This window comes from Pseudoduganella aquatica (assembly GCF_009857595.1).
GTDB classification, from domain to species: Bacteria; Pseudomonadota; Gammaproteobacteria; order Burkholderiales; family Burkholderiaceae_D; genus Rugamonas; species Rugamonas aquatica_A.
Genome location: NZ_WWCU01000042.1, coordinates 34171 through 50902, shown reverse-complemented (window position 1 = coordinate 50902; position 16732 = coordinate 34171). Strand labels below are relative to the sequence as shown.

The following is a 16732-nucleotide window of genomic DNA, read 5'->3' as shown; positions in this document are numbered from 1 at the left end:
GGAATAAGAGCAACTGCTGCGAAATCTACATCACGGTCTTGGCGACCAAGGGCGGGTACGGCATCCAGTTGCTCTGCCCCGACGTTCCGTTTTCGGGGCAGATGGAATAATACAAGGGCGGGTTAGCCGAAGGCGTAACCCGCCGATCACGCGGCCCTGCGCGTCCCGGTAGCCAGCGCCAGCTCGCGCGCCAGCGTGTTGTGGCGCTCTATCACAATCGGCAGATCCACGGTCTGCAGCAGTCCATCCCGCACCACCACCCGGCCGTTGATAACGCTGTGCGTCACATTCGACGGCGTGCAGAACACCAGCGCCGCCACCGGATCATGCAGCGCCCCCGCAAAGCCGATCTGGTCCAGCCTGAAGGTGATGATATCCGCCGCCATGCCCGGCTTGAGCGCGCCGATATCGTCCCGGTTAAGCACCTTGGCGCCGCCCAGCGTGGCCAGTTCCAGCGCCTGGCGCGCGGTCATCGCATCCGGGCCAAAGCCCACGCGCTGCAGCAGCATGGCCTGCCGCACCTCGCCCAGCATATGGCCCGCGTCGTTGGACGCGCAGCCGTCCACGCCCAGCCCCACTGGCACGCCCGCATCCACCATCTTGCGTATCGGCGCGATGCCGGAAGCGAGCCGCATATTCGAGCAGGGGCAATGCGCAATGCCGGTGCCGGTTTGGGCGAACAGGTAGACCCCGTCGTCATCCAGCTGCACGCAGTGCGCGTGCCACACGTCATGCCCCACCCAGCCGCAGTCCTCGGCGTATTCGGCCGGCGTCATATTGAATTTCTCGCGGCTGTAGGCGATGTCGTTCACGTTCTCGGCCAGATGGGTGTGCAGCGACACGCCGTAGCTGCGCGCCATCGTGGCCGCTTCCTTCATCAGGTCGCGCGACACCGAAAACGGCGAACACGGCGCCACCACGATGCGCTGCATGGCGTAGCGGCCCGCGTCGTGATAGGTCTCGATCAGGCGCTGCGTATCCCTGAGGATGGCACCCTCCTCCTCCACCACGCGGTCCGGCGGCAGGCCGCCCTTGGACTGGCCCACGCTCATGGAGCCGCGCGCGGCGTGGAAGCGCATGCCTATCTTGCGCGCGGCCTCGATGCTATCGTCCAGGCGGCAGCCGTTGGGGTAGATGTAGAGATGGTCGCTGCTGGTGGTACAGCCGGACAGCATCAGCTCCGACATGGCCGTCAGCGTGGACACGTGCACCATCTCGCCGGTGAGGTTGGCCCAGATCGGATACAGATTGGTGAGCCAGTTGAACAGCTCCCCGTTCTGCGCGGACGGGATCACGCGCGTCAGGCTCTGGTACATATGGTGGTGGGTGTTCACCAGGCCGGGCATGACGAGCTGGCCAGTGGCGTCGATCACCTCGTCGGCGTGCTGCGGCAGGTCGGCCGTGAAGCCCACCTGCTCGATCACATTGTCCCGCACGAACACTGCGCCGTTGTCGATTTCGCGGCGCTGCTCGTCCATGGTCACCACCACGCGCGCGTTTTTGATCAAGAGAGTTTTAGTCATTTTCAGGTCCATAGGAATGATTAAACACTGCGGAAACAATGCGCGGGCACTGCGGAAACAATGTCAAAACCGCGCCGGGTGGTCGTCACCGGCGCGGGGCTTTACTGCGGGGAGGCGGCGAGGAAGTCAGGCCGCCTCAAGCTTTTTTACCAGCATGGGCTGGGGCACGTCCTCCTCGTCGTCGTCGCTCGCTTCCACCGGACGCTCCGGCAAGATCAGGTTCAGCGTCACGGCCACGATGGCGGCGGTGCTGATGCCGGAACCGAAGATCTCGTGCACGAAAGCCGGCAGCTTGGCCAGCAGCTCCGGCCGCACGCTGACGGCCAGGCCGCAGCCGATGGAGACGGCAATGATAATGCCGGTGCGCTTGCTGTGCTCCACTTTGCTCAGCATCTGCACGCCGGCGGCGATAATCATGGCGAACATCATCAGGCCCGCGCCGCCCAGCACCGGCTGCGGAATCGTGACCACCATGGCGCCCAACACCGGGAACAGGCCGGCCAGCGCCAGCATCACGCCGGTCAGGGCCACCACATGGCGACTGGCCACGCCGGTCAGCGAGATCACGCCCACGTTCTGCGCAAAGGTCGATACCGGCGGGCTGCCCAGCATGGCGACGCAGGCCGAGCCCACGCCGTCGCACAGCACGCCGCGCGCCAGCGTCTTGCCGCGCATCTTGGTGTTGGTGGCCGAGCCCAGCGCCATAAAGGTGCCGGTGGTTTCCACCATGGTGACCACGTAGGCCACGCCCATGGCGACGATGCCGCTGATGGGGAAGGTCATGCCGTGCGCGAAGGGCTGCGGCAGCGAGAACGCGGCGGCCTTCTGCACCGACGAGAAATCCACCAGGCCCATGGCCACGCACACCAGGTAGCCGACGAACATGCCCAGCACCACGGCGGCGGCCGAGAAGATGCCTTTACCGTACTGCACCAGCGCGATCACCGTCACCAGCACGAACAGCGCAATGCCGAGGTTGATCGGATCGCCGTAGTGCGCGCCCGAACCCTTGCCGCCAGCGGCCCAGTCGATGGCGACCGGCACCAGCGACAAGCCTATCATGGTGACCACCACGGCGGTCACGGCGTGCGGGAACAGTTTGCGGATCTGCGGCATGAAGCAGGAGCCGATTATCATCACCACCGAACCGGCCAGCGAGGAGCCGAGAATGCCGGGCACGCCGTGTTCCAGGCCGATGCTGATGGCCGCGCCGACGAAGGCGAAGCTGGTGCCCATGACGCAAGGCAAGCGGATGCCGATCGGGCCGACGCCCTTGCACTGGATGATGGTGACGATGCCCGAGCCGAGCAGCGCCGCGTTGATCAGGGCCACGATCTGGTCGGCCGGCAGTTTGAGGACGGCGCCCACCACCAGCGGCACGGCGATGATGCCGCCCAGCGCAGCGAGCATGTGCTGGGCGGCCAGCAGGGTGGTGGTGATGAGGGGTGGACGGTCGTCCACTTGGAATAGCAGCTTGTTCATTTGTGTCTCCATCATTGATGTTGTGTCGTGAACTACTTGTTCCGGTGCTATCCGGCATGCCTCACCGCGCAGATCGTGGCGTCTGTTTTTATCGTGGCGAGGTCGTACTGCGAGGCGGGATGGAGGGTCTTGTGGACACTCCACTGGGATGCTTACACGCGGCTCTGCGGCCGCGTTCCATGCAATCGATGATGCCCAGTGCTGAAAAAGTTGTCAACCGATTTTGTATACAATCTATGCATACCGCAAATATCGTATTGCAAAAACCACAAGCGGGGTCAGTTCTCGCATCGCGTCATTTATGGCAGGATGGTGGAACTGACCCCGACTGTTTAGTTCGCTTATTTGGAGACCATGCATGACATTTGCCTGTGGCTGCCGCTTGATGGAGGTGCATGACGCCGTGCAGGGCGCGATGGTGCCGCTGGCCCTGCTTTACCCGGCCGTGGGGACGGAGGCGCTGACGCATTTCGGGCCGTATGGCCTGGAGGTGGCGCGCGATGCGGCGCCGGTGGCGGGGACATGGCCGCTGGTGGTGTTGTCGCACGGGAATTCAGGCACGCCCTGGGCTTACCGCCAGCTGGCCAGGCATTTGGCGCTGGCGGGCTTTGTGGTGGCGCTGCCCTCCCATACGGGCAATACGCGCCTGGACAATTCGCTGGCCGGCACCGCCGCCAACCTGGCGAACCGGCCGCGCCATATTTCATTGTGCATCGGCGCGGCGCTGGCCGATGGCGTTGTCGGCGCGCATATTGCGCCCGGCGGGGTGGCGCTGATCGGGCATTCCATCGGCGCTTATACGGCGCTGGCGGTGGCCGGCGGCCAGCCCTGGACCGGGCCGCGCGAGAACAAGGGGGCGCCGCCCTCCCCTGTTCCCGTGCGGCCGGACGCGCGCGTGCGGGCGCTGGTGCTGCTGAATCCGGCCACGTTCTGGTTCCCGGAAGGCGCCCTGTCGCAGGTGCGCGTGCCCATCCTGATACGCACCGGCGAGAAGGACGACATCACGCCCGTCTCGCACGCGCATCACATCATCAACGGCGTGCCGGATGCGGCCCTGGTGGAGCATGTGGACGTCCCCGGCGGCGGCCACTTCGCTTTCATGAGCAAGTTTCCGCCGGAGATGACGCGGCCCAATTTCAAGCCTTCGCAAGACCCGCCGGGCTTCGACCGCGAGGCCGTCCAGCCCGCGCTGTTCGCCGACGTGACCGTCTTCCTGCGCCGCACGCTGTCAGCCGTGTAAGGGGGTCACTGGATCTGCAGCTGCCGGCTGTGGCCGCCGGTCTTCTTGGGCAAGGTCAGCTCCAGCACGCCGTTGCTGCAGGTGGCAGTGGCTTGCTGGTCGTCCACTTCCTGCGGCAGCGTAAAGCTGCGATAGTGCTCGCCGTGGAAGCGTTCGCTGCGCATCATGGTGCCTGTCTGGGGCTGCTGTTTCTGCTCGTCATGCTTGGCGCGGATGGTGACGGTGCTGCCGTCGATGGAGACGTTGATGTCCTCCTTCTCGAAGCCCGGCATTTCAGCCCGCACCGTGTAAGTCTGGTCGGTCTCCGACACGTCCATGCGCATGCTGCGCGCCAGATCCGGCTGCACGCTCTGGCGCTCGAATTCATCGAAAAAACGTTCGATATCGCGGAAAGGGTCGAAGCGCGCCAAGTCGCCGAAGGGGGTGAAACGGGAAAGGTTGCTAGCCATGGTATTTTCTCCTTGTGGGGGTTGTAGTGGAGTTGAATAGCATGGCGACCGCAAGGCCCGGCGCCTTTGATCTGCGTCAAACGTGCGCGCGCACGGCGGCTTACTTGCCGCGCGCGTCGTCGTCCAGGCTGCGCAGGAAGGCCAGCTTGTCGGCGATCTTGCTTTCCAGGCCGCGCGGGACGGGCTGGTACCAGCCGGGCTCGGCCATGCCGTCCGGCAGATAGGTTTCGCCGGCCGCGTAGGCGTGCGGCTCGTCGTGGGCGTAGCGGTATTCGTGGCCGTAGCCCAGCTCTTTCATCAGCTTGGTCGGCGCGTTGCGCAGGTGCACCGGCACTTCGCGCGACTTGTCGCGCTTCACGAAGGCCATGGCCTGGTTGAAGGCGTTGTAGCCGGCGTTGCTCTTGGCGGCGATGGCCAGGTAGATCACGGCCTGGCCCAGCGCCAGTTCGCCTTCCGGCGAGCCCAGCCGTTCATAGGTGGCGGCCGCGTCGTTGGCCATGGTGAGGGCGCGCGGGTCGGCCAGGCCGATGTCTTCCCAGGCCATGCGCACGATGCGGCGCGACAGGTAGCGCGGGTCCGCGCCGCCGTCTATCATGCGGCAGAACCAGTACAGCGCGCCGTCCGGATTGGAGCCGCGCACGGACTTGTGCAGCGCCGAAATCTGGTCGTAGAAGTTGTCGCCGCCCTTGTCGAAGCGGCGCGCGTTCAAGGTCATGGCGTTTTCCACGAACTTGGCGTCTATCTTCTGCACGCCGGCCGACGAGGCGGCGTTGTCGGCCTGCTCCAGCAGGTTCAGGAAGCGGCGCGCGTCGCCGTCCGCGTAGCCGACCAGGGTGTCGGCGGCCGCGTCGTCGAACTTCAGGTGCGGCAGCGCTTCCTTCTGCGCCTTGGCCAGCAGCTGGCGCATTTCCTCGTCGCTGAGCGACTTCAGCACGTAGACCTGGGCGCGCGACAGCAATGCCGAGTTCACTTCAAAGCTGGGGTTCTCGGTGGTGGCGCCGATAAAGGTGACCAGGCCGGACTCGACGAAGGGCAGCAAGGCGTCCTGCTGGGATTTGTTGAAGCGGTGGATCTCGTCCACAAACAGCAGGGTGTGCTTGCCGTGGCGGTCCAGGTTCTGCTGGGCCTGCTCCATGGCGGCGCGGATGTCCTTCACGCCCGCGAACACGGCGGACAGGGCGATGAACTCGGCGTCGAAGGCGTTGGCGGTCAGGCGCGCCAGCGTGGTCTTGCCCACGCCGGGCGGTCCCCACAAGATCATGGAATGCGGCTTGCCGGCCTGGAAGGCCAGGCGCAGCGGCTTGCCCTCGCCCAGCAGATGCTGCTGGCCGATCACTTCGTCCATGGTTTTCGGACGCAGGGCTTCGGCCAAGGGCGCGCGGGGTTCGGTTTTAAAAAGGTCGTCCATCATGCTTTACTGTAGCGGCGGCCGCGCGCGCGGCGTTTGCGCGCGCGCAAGCAGACGGCGCATTTATTCCTTATTGCTGCGAAATTTCCACGCCCTTGGGCATCACAAACTTGTAGTGCGCGGCGCCCACTTGCGGGTTTTTCTCGAACTTGCTGAAGCTCAGCACGGACATGGAGCCGAAGTTGTCCTTCAGCTCCATCGCTTCCGGCGTGCCGTTGCGCAGGCCGATGGTGATCTGCTCAAAGGTGGAGTCCGGCGTTTTCGGCACGGCTTTCAGCCATTCCAGGCCGTCGCGCGCGCCCGCTTCGGACAAGGTGAAGTTCTTTTCCAGGTCGTTGCTGCCGAACAGGATGGCGGCCGGCGACGAGCCCAGCGCATTGCCCAGCTTCTTCACCGTGACCTGGTTCAGGTCCTTGTCGTAGATGTAGAGCTGTTCGCCGTCGGCCTGCAGCAGCTGGTCATAAGGCTTGAGGTAGGTCCAGATGAACTTGCCGGGACGCGCGAACTCAAACGTGCCGCTGGCGGTGTTGGAGCTCTTGCCGCCCTTCACCTGGCGCTGCGTGAACTCGCCGCGCGCCGACTTGGTGCTGCTGACGAAGGTCTTGAACTGCTCCAGCGCGGCAGCCTGGGCCGCGCCGGCCAGCAGTAGCGAGGCCGCGAAGGCGGCTGCGGTGGTGGCGATCGTTTTCAGTGGGGTCATGCTGTGTCCTTTTATTCTGCGCTGGCGGCCGGCACCAGGATGTCGCGGTTGCCGTTCGACTGCATGGGCGATACCACGCCGCTCTGTTCCATCTGCTCCAGCAGGCGGGCCGCGCGGTTGTAGCCGATGCGCAAGTGGCGCTGCACCAGCGAAATGGAGGCGCGGCGGTTTTTCAACACCACCTGCACCGCCTGGTCGTACATCGGGTCGGCTTCGCCGCCGCCCTCGCCGCCTGCCGCGCCGCCTTCGCCGCCGCCCTCGCCTTCCAGCGTGCCGCCTTCGAGGATGCCGTCAATATAATTCGGTTCGCCCTGCTGTTTCAAATGCTTGACCACGCGGTGCACCTCGTCGTCCGACACGAAGGCGCCGTGCACGCGCACCGGCAGGCCGGTGCCGGGCGGCATGTAAAGCATGTCGCCCATGCCCAGCAGCGCTTCCGCGCCCATCTGGTCCAGAATGGTGCGCGAGTCGATCTTGGACGACACCTGGAAGGCGATACGGGTCGGGATATTGGCCTTGATCAGGCCGGTGATCACGTCTACAGATGGGCGCTGCGTGGCCAAAATCAAGTGCAGGCCGGCCGCGCGCGCTTTCTGCGCGATACGGGCGATCAGTTCTTCCACCTTCTTGCCGACCACCATCATCAGGTCGGCCAGCTCGTCGATGATAATGACGATGGTGGGCAGCTTCTCCAGCGGCTCGGGCGAATCCGGCGTGATGCTGAAGGGATTCGGAATGTGCTCCTCGCGCTTGGCCGCCTCGGCGATCTTGGCGTTGTAGCCGGCCAGGTTGCGCACGCCCAGCTTGGACATCAGCTTGTAGCGGCGTTCCATCTCGTTCACGGCCCAGTTCAGCGCGTGGCCGGCCTGGCGCATATCGGTCACCACCGGCGCCAGCAGGTGCGGAATGCCTTCGTAGACCGACATCTCCAGCATCTTCGGGTCGATCAGTATCATGCGCACGTCGGCCGGGTCGGACTTGTACAGCAGCGACAGGATGGTGGCGTTGATGCCCACCGATTTACCCGAGCCGGTGGTACCGGCCACCAGCAAGTGCGGCATCTTGGCCAGGTCGGCCACCACCGGCTTGCCGGCGATGTCCTTGCCCAGCGCCACGGTCAGCGGCGAGGCGTTGTCGTGGTAGACCTTGGAGCCGACGATCTCGCTCAGGCGCACAATCTGGCGCTTGGGATTGGGCAACTCCAGCGCCATGTAGTTCTTGCCGGGGATGGTTTCGACCACGCGGATGGAGGTGAGCGACAGCGAACGCGCCAGGTCGCGCGCCAGGTTCACGATCTGCGAGCCTTTCACGCCCGTGGCCGGTTCGATTTCGTAGCGCGTCACCACCGGGCCGGGATAAGCGGCCACGACGCGCGCTTCCACGCCGAAGTCCGACAGCTTCTTCTCGATCAGGCGGCTGGTGAACTCCAGCGTTTCCACCGCCACGGTTTCCTGGGTCTGTGGCGCGTCGTCCAGCAGCGACAGCGGCGGCAGGTCGCCGGGGCGGGAGTCCTGGAACAGCGCGCCCTGGCGCTCCTTGACGGCGCGCTCGGACGGCACCACGGACGTCACCTGCTGCTCGATCTTCACCGGCACCGGCGCGGCGAACTTCTCCGGCGCCACGGTGGGCTGCGGACGCGCGGCATCGCCGTCGTAGGCGTCCGCGCCCATGGCGCCGGCCAGGCCGGCGGCAGGAGCAGGCGCCTTGAACGACGGCGCGGCGTCCATGCGCGGCTCGGCGCGCACCGGTTTTTCCACGTGTTTTTCGATATGCTTGGCGCGCTCGCTGACCACCACTTCCTCGCGCAGCACGGTGGCGCGCTCGCCCTGGCGGCGGTCTTCGCGGTCCTGGTAGCGGTGCATCACCCACTCGCCGCAGTCCTCGATAAAGCCGCCGATGCGCTCGGCCACGGCCAGCCAGGAGACATGGAAGAACAGGCTGAAGCCCAGCCCGAACAGCAGCAGCATCAGCAGCGTGGCGCCGGTAAAGCCCAGGCCGACGTGCGCGCCGTGGCCGATCACCTTGCCCAGCACCCCGCCCGGCGCCAGCGGCAGTTGCACCTTCAGCGTGTACATGCGCAGGAATTCCAGGCCCAGGCTGCCCACCAGCAGGAAGGCGAAGCCGATCACGCGTATCAGGCCCTCGTGGCGGTGCTCGTCGTCTTCCTCTTCCTTGGTGACGAATTTGCGGGTCAGGCGGCGGTAGCCGCTCCACACCGCGCGCAGCAGCCACACGCACCACCACCAGGCCGACAGGCCGAAGATGTAGAGCATCAGGTCGCTCATCCACGCGCCGGCGCGGCCGCCCAGGTTGTACACCTTGGGCACCACATTGGAATGGGACCAGCCCGGGTCGGCCTTGTTGTAGCTGACCATAATGAGCAGAAAGTACAGCGCCAGCGCCGCCAGCGCGAACCAGCGCGCCTCCGACAACAGCCGCACCAGCCGGTTCGGCAGCGGCTGGCGTTCGGTAGGCGTGCGGGTATAGCTTATCGGCTGCTGCTTCGTCGGCTGCTGTTTTGCCGGGGGCTGCTTTGCAGGCTGTTCTCTCGTTTTAGGCATTGATACTTTTATAAGATTTTTGCGGGCGCACCATAGGGCGCTAGCCATTTGTGGGTATTCTAAGCCATCTCCATAGGAAGCGGCCTCCCAATTCAACCAGTTTCCCTGCTTGGACTATAATTCTGTCTTTGCTCGCCGGCATTGTTATCGCCGCGCCTGCCCCCAACTGCGGTTTATCCAATTTACTAAGAAGCCTTCCATGACCACTACCAAACACGCCCGCGTTTTGATTCTCGGCTCTGGCCCAGCCGGCTACAGCGCCGCCATTTACGCCGCGCGCGCCAATCTGAACCCCATGCTGGTGACCGGCGTGGAACAGGGCGGCCAGCTGATGACCACCACCGACGTGGAAAACTGGCCTGCCGACCCGATGGGCGTGCAAGGCCCGGACCTGATGCAGCGCTTCCTGCAGCACGCCGAGCGCTTCAACACGCAGATCGTGTTTGACCACATCCACACGGCCAAGCTGAGCGAAAAGCCGATCCGCCTGATCGGCGACAGCGCCGAGTACACCTGCGACACCCTGATTATCGCCACCGGCGCCTCGGCCCAGTACCTGGGCCTGCCGTCCGAGCAGGAATTCATGGGCCGCGGCGTGTCCGCCTGCGCCACCTGCGACGGCTTCTTCTACCGTGGCCAGGAAGTGGCCGTCATCGGCGGCGGCAACACCGCCGTCGAGGAGGCGCTGTACCTGTCCAATATCGCCACCAAGGTCACGCTGGTGCACCGCCGCGACAAGTTCCGCGCCGAGGCCATCCTGATCGACCGCCTGATGGCCAAGGTCGCCGAAGGCAAGATCGAGCTGAAACTGAACCACACGCTGGAAGAAGTGACGGGCGACGAAGGCGGCGTCACCGGCCTGACCCTGGCCGCCACCGCCGACGGCGCGCAGACCAAGATCAAGGTGCACGGCCTGTTCGTGGCGATTGGCCACAAGCCGAACACCGGCATCTTCGAAGGCCAGCTGGAAATGCACAACGGCTACATCAAGACCAAGACCGGCACCGAGGGCATGGCCACGGCCACCACCGCGCCGGGCGTGTTCGCCGCCGGCGACGTGCAGGACCACATCTACCGCCAGGCCATCACCAGCGCCGGCACCGGCTGCATGGCCGCGCTGGACGCCCAGCGCTACCTGGAAGGCCAGGAGTAAGGGCATGGCGGGACTGAAGGACTTTGCCGACCTGAAATCCCTCGGCAAGCAGCTGAAGGAACAGGGCGAGGCGCGCGCGGCCGCCGAGGCCGAGCGCGCCAAGCGCGAAAAGGTGGCGGCGGCGGAAGCGAACATCTTCCGCAACACGCTGGGCCAGGTGCAGCGCATGCCCGAGCAGAACCGCTATGTGCACCAGCCGGCCCCGGTGGTGTCGGCCAAGGCGCTGGCGGCGGCAAAGAAACGCGGTCCGCTGACGCCGGAAGAACAGCGCCAGGACGACGCGGCCGTGCTGCAGGAGTCCCTGTCCGACCTGTTCGAGGTGGACCACTACATGGAAGAAGACCCAGCGCTGAACTACGCGGCGCCCGGCGTCGGCCCCGATGTGGTGAAAAAGATGCGCAAGGGCTACTGGCCGGTGCAGGACGAGCTGGACCTGCACGGCCTGAACCGCGACGGCGCGCGCGACGCGCTGGGCGCCTTCCTGACCCGCGCCAACCAGCGCGGCATGCGCTGCGTGTGCGTGATCCACGGCCGCGGCTTCGGCTCGCGCGGCCAGGAGCCGGTGCTCAAGTCCATGGTGCACAGCTGGCTGGTGCAAAAGGAAGTGGTGGCGTTCTGCCAGGCCCGTCCGTCCGACGGCGGCGAAGGCGCCCTCATTGTCCTGCTGCGCGCGGCCCTGCAGCCCGAGCGGCGCTGAGACGGCGGGTTACGGTGCGCCGCACCTAACCCGCCCTACGCGATTGCAACCGTCATCGTAGGGCGGGTTAGCGGCGCAGCCGCGCAACCCGCCATAGCGGCACCAAATACCCCTATCCGTCCTCGTGTTGCGCATGTTAACCTGTGGGAATTAGCAACTTTGCCAATCCCACAGTAAATGAAGCACATCCCGCACGTCTCCCTGATCACCATCATCGAAGTTGTGGCTATCCTGGTCGGGGCGATTTCTGGCTTCATTGAGGCGCGCCGCAAGCGCATGGACCTGGTGGGCGTGTTCACCGTGGCCTTTATCGCGGCCTTCGGCGGCGGCACGCTGCGCGACATCCTGCTCGACAAGCGCCCGCTGTTCTGGGTGCAGCATCAGGAATACGCCATCCTCATCTTCGTGCTGGCCCTGATCGCCACGCCGCTGATACGCACGCTGCGCCAGATCGTCTCCGAACGCGTGATCGTGGTGGCCGACGCCGTCGGCCTGGGCCTGTTCGCCGTGGCCGGCGTGTCGCAGGCGCAGCAGGCCAATATGCCCATCTTCATCGCCTCCATGATGGGCGTGATCACCGGCATCTTCGGCGGCGTGCTGCGCGACATCGTCTGCAACGAAGTGCCGATGGTATTCCGCGACGGCAAACCCTACGCCATCTGCGCCTTCATCGGCTGCTGGATGTACATCGTGATGCAGAAAACGTCCGTGTCGGACGATTTCGCACTGTGGTCAAGCGCCACGGCGATTACCGTCATGCGCTTGCTGACCTGGAAGTTCGATATGCGGCTGGGCCGCCCCTGAACTTAGACCGCGTCCGGGCCGGTCTCGCCGGTACGGATGCGTATCACCTGCTCCACGTTCTGCACGAAGATCTTGCCGTCGCCGATCTTGCCGGTGCGCGCCGCCTTGATGATGGCGTCCACCACCTGCTCGGCCACGCCGTCGTCCACCACCACTTCCACTTTCACTTTCGGCAGGAAGTCCACCACGTATTCCGCGCCGCGATACAGCTCGGTGTGGCCCTTCTGGCGGCCAAAGCCCTTCACTTCCGTCACGGTCAGGCCGGTGACGTTCACTTCGGCCAGCGCTTCGCGGACTTCGTCCAGTTTGAACGGTTTGATTACTGCGGTGATCTGCTTCATGGGGTTCTCCTATTTGATTACGGTTATGCGTCCGGCACGTTCTTCAACTCTTCCATCCACACCACGGATTCCGAATCGCTGGGGGCGCGCCAGTCGCCGCGCGGCGACAGCGATCCGCCCGATCCCACCTTGGGGCCGTTCGGCACGCAGGTGCGCTTGAACTGGCTGGTCTGGAAGAAGCGGCGCAGGAAGATGCCCAGATTGTGCTTGATATCCTTTAGTGCGTACTGATTGCGCACCACGTGCGCCTCGTTAGGCCAGCCGCCGATGCTGCGGTCACGCCACGCGGCATGGGCCAGGAACGCCACTTTTGACGGCGAGAACCCGAAGCGCAGCGTGTAGTATAAGTTGAAGTCCTGCAATTCGTATGGCCCAATCACACTTTCGGTAATTTGGGCCGGCGCGCCGTCGTCCGCCTTGCCCGGCACGAGTTCGGGGCTGATCTCGGTGTCGACCACGGCCAGCAGCACCGCCGAGTCCTGTTCGCCGAACTGGCGGCTCTCGGCCACCCAGCGCACCAGGTGGGAAATCAGGGTCTTGGGCACGCTGGCGTTGACGTTGTAATGCGACATATGGTCGCCCACGCCGTAGGTGCACCAGCCCAGCGCCAGCTCGCTCAGGTCGCCGGTGCCGATCACGATGCCGTTGTGGAAGTTCGCCAGCCGGAACAAATGGCTGGTGCGCTCGCCCGCCTGCACGTTCTCGAAGGTGATGTCGTACTGCGGCTCGCCGTCCGAGAACGGGTGGCCGATGTCCTTCATCATCTGGATGCAGCTCGGGCGGATATCGATCTCGGACGCGCTGCAGCCCACGAACTCCATCAGCTGGCGCGCCTGCAGCAAGGTGCGCGCGCTGGTGGCGAAGCCCGGCATGGTGACGCCGACGATATTGGTGCGCGGCAGATTCAGCCTGTCCATCGCCTTGGCGCACACCAGCAGCGCGTGCGTGGAATCGAGGCCGCCGGAAATGCCGATCACCACCTTTTTGATATTGGACGAGGACAGGCGCTGCACCAGCGCCTGCACCTGGATGTTGTAGACCTCGTTGCAGCGCTTGTCGCGCAAGGCTGGATTGGCCGGCACGTAAGGGAAGCGCGCCACATTGCGCTCCAGCGCCAGAACCGGCTGCGCCGGCAGGTCCAGCGCAAAGCGCACGGTGCGGAAAGCCGCCACTTCCTGGCGGTGGCGGCGCATGGACTGGCCGAAGGTGGTCTGGCGCATGCGCTCGCGCGACAGGCGCTCCAGGTCCACGTCCGCGTAGATCAGGTGCGACTCGTCCTGGAAGCGCTCGGCTTCGGACAGCAGCTCGCCGTTTTCGCAGATCAGCGCCTGGCCGTCCCAGGCCAGGTCGGTGGTGGACTCGCCCCGCCCCGCCGACGAATACAGATACGCCGACAGGCAGCGCGCCGACTGCTGGCTCACCAGCTGGTGGCGGTAGTCCGCCTTGCCCACCACCACATTGGATGCGGACAGGTTCACCAGCACGGTCGCCCCGGCCAGCGCGGCGAAGGACGACGGCGGAATCGGCACCCACACGTCCTCGCAGATCTCGACGTGGAATTTGAACAGCGGAAGGTTCTCGACCTCGAACAGCAGCGCCGAACCGAAAGGCACGGTCTGGCCCAGCAGCGATATCTCGGTGGAGATGGCCTCGTCGCCCGCGCTGAACTGGCGCGCCTCGTAGAACTCGCCGTAGTTGGGCAGATAGGATTTCGGCACCACGCCGTGGATACGCCCGCCGGACAGCACGACCGCGCAATTGAACAGCTGGTGGTCCACCCGCAGCGGCACGCCGACGATCAGCGCGGCGCTGATGGACCTGGACGCCTCCAGGACGGTCTGCAGCCCGGCCAGGCAGCCTTCCAGCAGCGCGCGCTGGTGGAACAGGTCGTCGCAGGTGTAGGCCGAGATGCCCAGCTCCGTGAACGCCACCAGCGCGGCGCCCTTGGCGGCGGCCTGCCGGGCCAGTTTGACGGTTTCGGCGGCGTTGTAGGCCGGATCGGCCACGCGGCAGCGCGGCACGGCCACGCTCAGGCGCGCGAAATCGTGGGAATACAGATTGAAGAATGACTGCGGTGCGTGCGGCATAAGACGGGCTTCCTCTATGGATAAGCCGATTTTAGCATTCGCCCTTACCATTCGTGCAAAGTTGCCCCTGAATGCCACCGAATGCCGCCGCGTTCGACCCACATCGGCGATTTTGCGTAAAATGCCTCTCATGAGCTACCGCCCCGACGTTATTTCCTCCCTCGCCGAAGTCGGCGAAGCCGCTTGGAACGGCCTGCTGGCCGCGCAGGGCGAAACCAATCCCTTCCTGTCCTACGCCTTCCTGCATGCGATGCACGAATCCGGCAGCGCCAGCGCGGAGACCGGATGGCAGCCGCAGTATCTGGCGCTGCGGGACGGCGGCGAGCTGGCCGCCGCCATGCCGCTCTACGTGAAATCGCACTCCTACGGCGAATACGTGTTCGACTGGGCCTGGGCGGACGCCTACCACCGCAACGGTATCGAGTACTACCCCAAGCTGCTGTCGGCCATTCCGTTCACGCCGGTCACCGGCGGCCGCCTGCTGGCGCGCGACGGCCAGGCCCGCGCGGCACTGGTCGCGCTGCTGAAGGCGCAGCAGAAAGCGGCGGACATCTCGTCCACGCACGTGCTGTATCCGCCGGAGGAGCAGGCCATGCAGCTGCACGAGGCGGGATTTATGCTGCGCAGCGGCGTGCAGTTCCACTGGCTGAACCAGGGCTACACGGACTTTGAACAGTTCCTGTCCACGCTGGAGCACAAGAAGCGCAAGAACATCCGCGCCGAACGCCGCAAGGTGCGCGAAGCCGGCGTGACCATGCGCCAGATACGCGGCCGCGACGCCACCGACGCGGACTGGCGCTTTTTCCATCGCTGCTATTCGAACACCTACGCCGAGCACCGCTCGTCGCCGTATCTGAACCTGGATTTCTTCCAGCGCATAGGCGCCGCCATGCCGGGCAATATTTTGCTGGTAGTGGCCGAGCGCGCGGGCCGCGCCATTGCTTCGTCGCTGGTGATCCATACGGAGGACACGCTCTATGGCCGCTATTGGGGCGCGGACGAGCATGTGCCTTGCCTGCACTTTGAGACGGCTTATTACCAGCCGCTGGAGTTCTGCATCGCCAACGGCATCGCCACGTTTGAAGGCGGCGCGCAGGGCGAGCACAAGATGGCGCGCGGTTTCCTGCCGCAGAAGACGTGGTCGGCGCACTGGCTGGCGCATCCTGCCTTTGCGGACGCGGTCGAGCGCTTCCTGGAACGCGAGAGCGGCGGGATTGATGATTACATCAGCGAGCTGAATGAGCGCAATCCGTTCCGCGCGTAGCGGGCGGCGCTGGCGGGTTACGCGCTTGCGCGCTAACCCGCCCTACGGGGCTGCATCCACCAGCAGCTCGGGGCGCAGGGCGCGCATGCGCAGTTCGGTGAAGTAGCCGCCTGCTTCGTTGTAGCGCAGGTAGTGGCGGCCGCAAACCTGGCAGCGCAGCACCTGGCTGAGATTGGCGGGGTAGTAGCGCGGTGCGATGGGCGCGTCTTCGCTTTCGTAGCGCGTGCCCTTGGGGTGGTATTCCTTGAAGGTCGGCTCTTCGTAGGGATCCTCCACCAGCGTGCCCACTTCGGCCAGCTGTGCCAGATCCAGCGATGTCGGCAGGCTTTGCCAGGCCAGCAGCGGCACACTGCTGCAGCTGCATTTCGCGCTGACCGCCGCCGAGCTTAGGGCCAGCTTCATCAGGGCCGGAAAATCAATGATCTGCACCTTGCGCCTCGCTTTCACCTAGCACCGCCGCGTTGCGGGCGTCTATCCTGGCCTGGGTGGACGCGGTGGCGCCCGGTCCCGGCATCATGCGCAGGTCGCGCAGGCCCAGCGGGCGGCCGTCGGCCGACTTGGGGCCAACCGGCGCCACTTCCCGGCCATTCTCCCGCTCCACATAGCGCACCGAGCCGCCGTTCGGCCCCGGCGCCCATTTGTCCCCCCACTGCAGCAGGGCCAGCAGCACCGGGAACAGTTCCTCGCCTTTGGGCGTCATCCGGTAGCCCTGGCGGCGCTCATGACCTTCGATCGCCGATTTTTCCAGTATGCCCAGCTCGGTCAGCCGGTTCAGCCGGCTGGTCAGGATATTGCGGGCAATGCCCAGCCTCTCCTGGAATTCGTCAAAACGCGTCGTGCCCAGCGTGCATTCGCGAATGATAAGCAGGCTCCACCACTCGCCAACCTGGTCGAGCGCGCGGGCTATTGAGCAGTTCATGCCATCGAAAGTTTTACGTTGCATGCGGACGATTCTAAATCCATCAGTTGCATAACGCAACTTTATCTGCTAAGTTGCATAATGAAACTAAAATTTTGCCTGCA

At 65.0% G+C, this 16732-nt stretch carries 15 protein-coding genes; 5 read left to right on the top strand and 10 right to left on the bottom strand.

Annotation, left to right across the window (positions count from 1 at the left end):
• Positions 1–146: 146 nt before the first annotated feature.
• Positions 147–1523 carry an 8-oxoguanine deaminase gene (locus GTP77_RS25480; RefSeq protein ID WP_161074957.1) on the bottom strand — a complete coding sequence of 459 codons (1377 nt, stop codon included), beginning with the start codon at positions 1521–1523 and terminating at the stop codon, positions 147–149.
• A gap of 126 nt (positions 1524–1649) precedes the next feature.
• Positions 1650–3005 carry a nucleobase:cation symporter-2 family protein gene (locus GTP77_RS25475; RefSeq protein ID WP_161074956.1) on the bottom strand — a complete coding sequence of 452 codons (1356 nt, stop codon included), beginning with the start codon at positions 3003–3005 and terminating at the stop codon, positions 1650–1652.
• Positions 3006–3363: 358 nt separating this feature from the next.
• Here GTP77_RS25475 and GTP77_RS25470 point away from each other — a divergent pair, with 358 nt between their 5' ends.
• Positions 3364–4245, top strand: a complete 882-nt coding sequence (locus GTP77_RS25470) for an alpha/beta hydrolase family protein (protein ID WP_161074955.1) — start codon at positions 3364–3366, stop codon at positions 4243–4245.
• Positions 4246–4250: 5 nt separating this feature from the next.
• On the opposite strand, the gene GTP77_RS25465 is transcribed toward GTP77_RS25470, so the two are convergent.
• The 4 genes from GTP77_RS25465 to GTP77_RS25450 form a co-directional block, all read right to left on the bottom strand.
• Positions 4251–4694: an Hsp20/alpha crystallin family protein gene (locus tag GTP77_RS25465; protein ID WP_161074954.1), complete on the bottom strand. Its 444-nt coding sequence runs from the start codon at positions 4692–4694 to the stop codon at positions 4251–4253.
• A 100-nt stretch (positions 4695–4794) separates the two neighbouring features.
• On the bottom strand, positions 4795–6102 hold the full coding sequence (locus GTP77_RS25460) for a replication-associated recombination protein A (protein WP_161074965.1): 1308 nt from the start codon (positions 6100–6102) through the stop codon (positions 4795–4797).
• A 70-nt stretch (positions 6103–6172) separates the two neighbouring features.
• On the bottom strand, positions 6173–6802 hold the full coding sequence (lolA, locus tag GTP77_RS25455; RefSeq protein ID WP_161074953.1) for an outer membrane lipoprotein chaperone LolA: 630 nt from the start codon (positions 6800–6802) through the stop codon (positions 6173–6175).
• Positions 6803–6813: 11 nt separating this feature from the next.
• The gene (locus tag GTP77_RS25450) at positions 6814–9363 is read right to left on the bottom strand and encodes a DNA translocase FtsK (protein ID WP_187358850.1); all 2550 of its coding nucleotides are present in this window, start codon (positions 9361–9363) and stop codon (positions 6814–6816) included.
• Positions 9364–9562: 199 nt separating this feature from the next.
• Here GTP77_RS25450 and trxB point away from each other — a divergent pair, with 199 nt between their 5' ends.
• The 3 genes from trxB (at position 9563) to GTP77_RS25435 (ending at position 12017) form a co-directional block, all read left to right on the top strand.
• Positions 9563–10516: a thioredoxin-disulfide reductase gene (gene trxB, locus GTP77_RS25445; protein WP_161074952.1), complete on the top strand. Its 954-nt coding sequence runs from the start codon at positions 9563–9565 to the stop codon at positions 10514–10516.
• A 4-nt stretch (positions 10517–10520) separates the two neighbouring features.
• Positions 10521–11213 (top strand): Smr/MutS family protein, encoded by a 693-nt coding sequence (locus tag GTP77_RS25440; protein ID WP_161074951.1) that lies wholly within the window; start codon positions 10521–10523, stop codon positions 11211–11213.
• Positions 11214–11390: 177 nt separating this feature from the next.
• The gene (locus tag GTP77_RS25435) at positions 11391–12017 is read left to right on the top strand and encodes a trimeric intracellular cation channel family protein (RefSeq protein WP_161074950.1); all 627 of its coding nucleotides are present in this window, start codon (positions 11391–11393) and stop codon (positions 12015–12017) included.
• A gap of 2 nt (positions 12018–12019) precedes the next feature.
• On the opposite strand, the gene GTP77_RS25430 is transcribed toward GTP77_RS25435, so the two are convergent.
• The gene (locus tag GTP77_RS25430) at positions 12020–12358 is read right to left on the bottom strand and encodes a P-II family nitrogen regulator (RefSeq protein WP_019922031.1); all 339 of its coding nucleotides are present in this window, start codon (positions 12356–12358) and stop codon (positions 12020–12022) included.
• A 23-nt stretch (positions 12359–12381) separates the two neighbouring features.
• Entirely contained in the window at positions 12382–14445 is a 2064-nt protein-coding gene (locus tag GTP77_RS25425) for an NAD(+) synthase (RefSeq protein WP_161074949.1), read from the bottom strand.
• 130 nt (positions 14446–14575) lie between these two features.
• On the opposite strand from GTP77_RS25425, the gene GTP77_RS25420 reads away from it, so the two are divergent.
• Positions 14576–15709, top strand: coding sequence for a GNAT family N-acetyltransferase (locus GTP77_RS25420; RefSeq protein WP_161074948.1), 1134 nt, complete (start codon positions 14576–14578; stop codon positions 15707–15709).
• Positions 15710–15751: 42 nt separating this feature from the next.
• Here the strand turns inward: GTP77_RS25420 and GTP77_RS25415 are convergent, their stop codons facing one another.
• Entirely contained in the window at positions 15752–16111 is a 360-nt protein-coding gene (locus GTP77_RS25415; RefSeq protein ID WP_161074947.1) for a hypothetical protein, read from the bottom strand.
• A gap of 13 nt (positions 16112–16124) precedes the next feature.
• On the bottom strand, positions 16125–16652 hold the full coding sequence (locus GTP77_RS25410; RefSeq protein WP_187358849.1) for a winged helix-turn-helix transcriptional regulator: 528 nt from the start codon (positions 16650–16652) through the stop codon (positions 16125–16127).
• Between the last annotated feature and the right edge of the window lie 80 nt (positions 16653–16732).

Excerpts from the sequence above, each read along its gene's own strand:
- GTP77_RS25480 (WP_161074957.1), bottom strand. The coding sequence starts at position 1,523 with ATGACTAAAACTCTCTTGATCAAAAACGCGCGCGTGGTGGTGACCATG.
- GTP77_RS25475 (WP_161074956.1), bottom strand. The coding sequence starts at position 3,005 with ATGAACAAGCTGCTATTCCAAGTGGACGACCGTCCACCCCTCATCACC.
- GTP77_RS25470 (WP_161074955.1), top strand. The coding sequence starts at position 3,364 with ATGACATTTGCCTGTGGCTGCCGCTTGATGGAGGTGCATGACGCCGTG.
- GTP77_RS25465 (WP_161074954.1), bottom strand. The coding sequence starts at position 4,694 with ATGGCTAGCAACCTTTCCCGTTTCACCCCCTTCGGCGACTTGGCGCGC.
- GTP77_RS25460 (WP_161074965.1), bottom strand. The coding sequence starts at position 6,102 with ATGGACGACCTTTTTAAAACCGAACCCCGCGCGCCCTTGGCCGAAGCC.
- lolA (WP_161074953.1), bottom strand. The coding sequence starts at position 6,802 with ATGACCCCACTGAAAACGATCGCCACCACCGCAGCCGCCTTCGCGGCC.
- GTP77_RS25450 (WP_187358850.1), bottom strand. The coding sequence starts at position 9,363 with ATGCCTAAAACGAGAGAACAGCCTGCAAAGCAGCCCCCGGCAAAACAG.
- trxB (WP_161074952.1), top strand. The coding sequence starts at position 9,563 with ATGACCACTACCAAACACGCCCGCGTTTTGATTCTCGGCTCTGGCCCA.
- GTP77_RS25440 (WP_161074951.1), top strand. The coding sequence starts at position 10,521 with ATGGCGGGACTGAAGGACTTTGCCGACCTGAAATCCCTCGGCAAGCAG.
- GTP77_RS25435 (WP_161074950.1), top strand. The coding sequence starts at position 11,391 with ATGAAGCACATCCCGCACGTCTCCCTGATCACCATCATCGAAGTTGTG.
- GTP77_RS25430 (WP_019922031.1), bottom strand. The coding sequence starts at position 12,358 with ATGAAGCAGATCACCGCAGTAATCAAACCGTTCAAACTGGACGAAGTC.
- GTP77_RS25425 (WP_161074949.1), bottom strand. The coding sequence starts at position 14,445 with ATGCCGCACGCACCGCAGTCATTCTTCAATCTGTATTCCCACGATTTC.
- GTP77_RS25420 (WP_161074948.1), top strand. The coding sequence starts at position 14,576 with ATGAGCTACCGCCCCGACGTTATTTCCTCCCTCGCCGAAGTCGGCGAA.
- GTP77_RS25415 (WP_161074947.1), bottom strand. The coding sequence starts at position 16,111 with ATGAAGCTGGCCCTAAGCTCGGCGGCGGTCAGCGCGAAATGCAGCTGC.
- GTP77_RS25410 (WP_187358849.1), bottom strand. The coding sequence starts at position 16,652 with ATGCAACGTAAAACTTTCGATGGCATGAACTGCTCAATAGCCCGCGCG.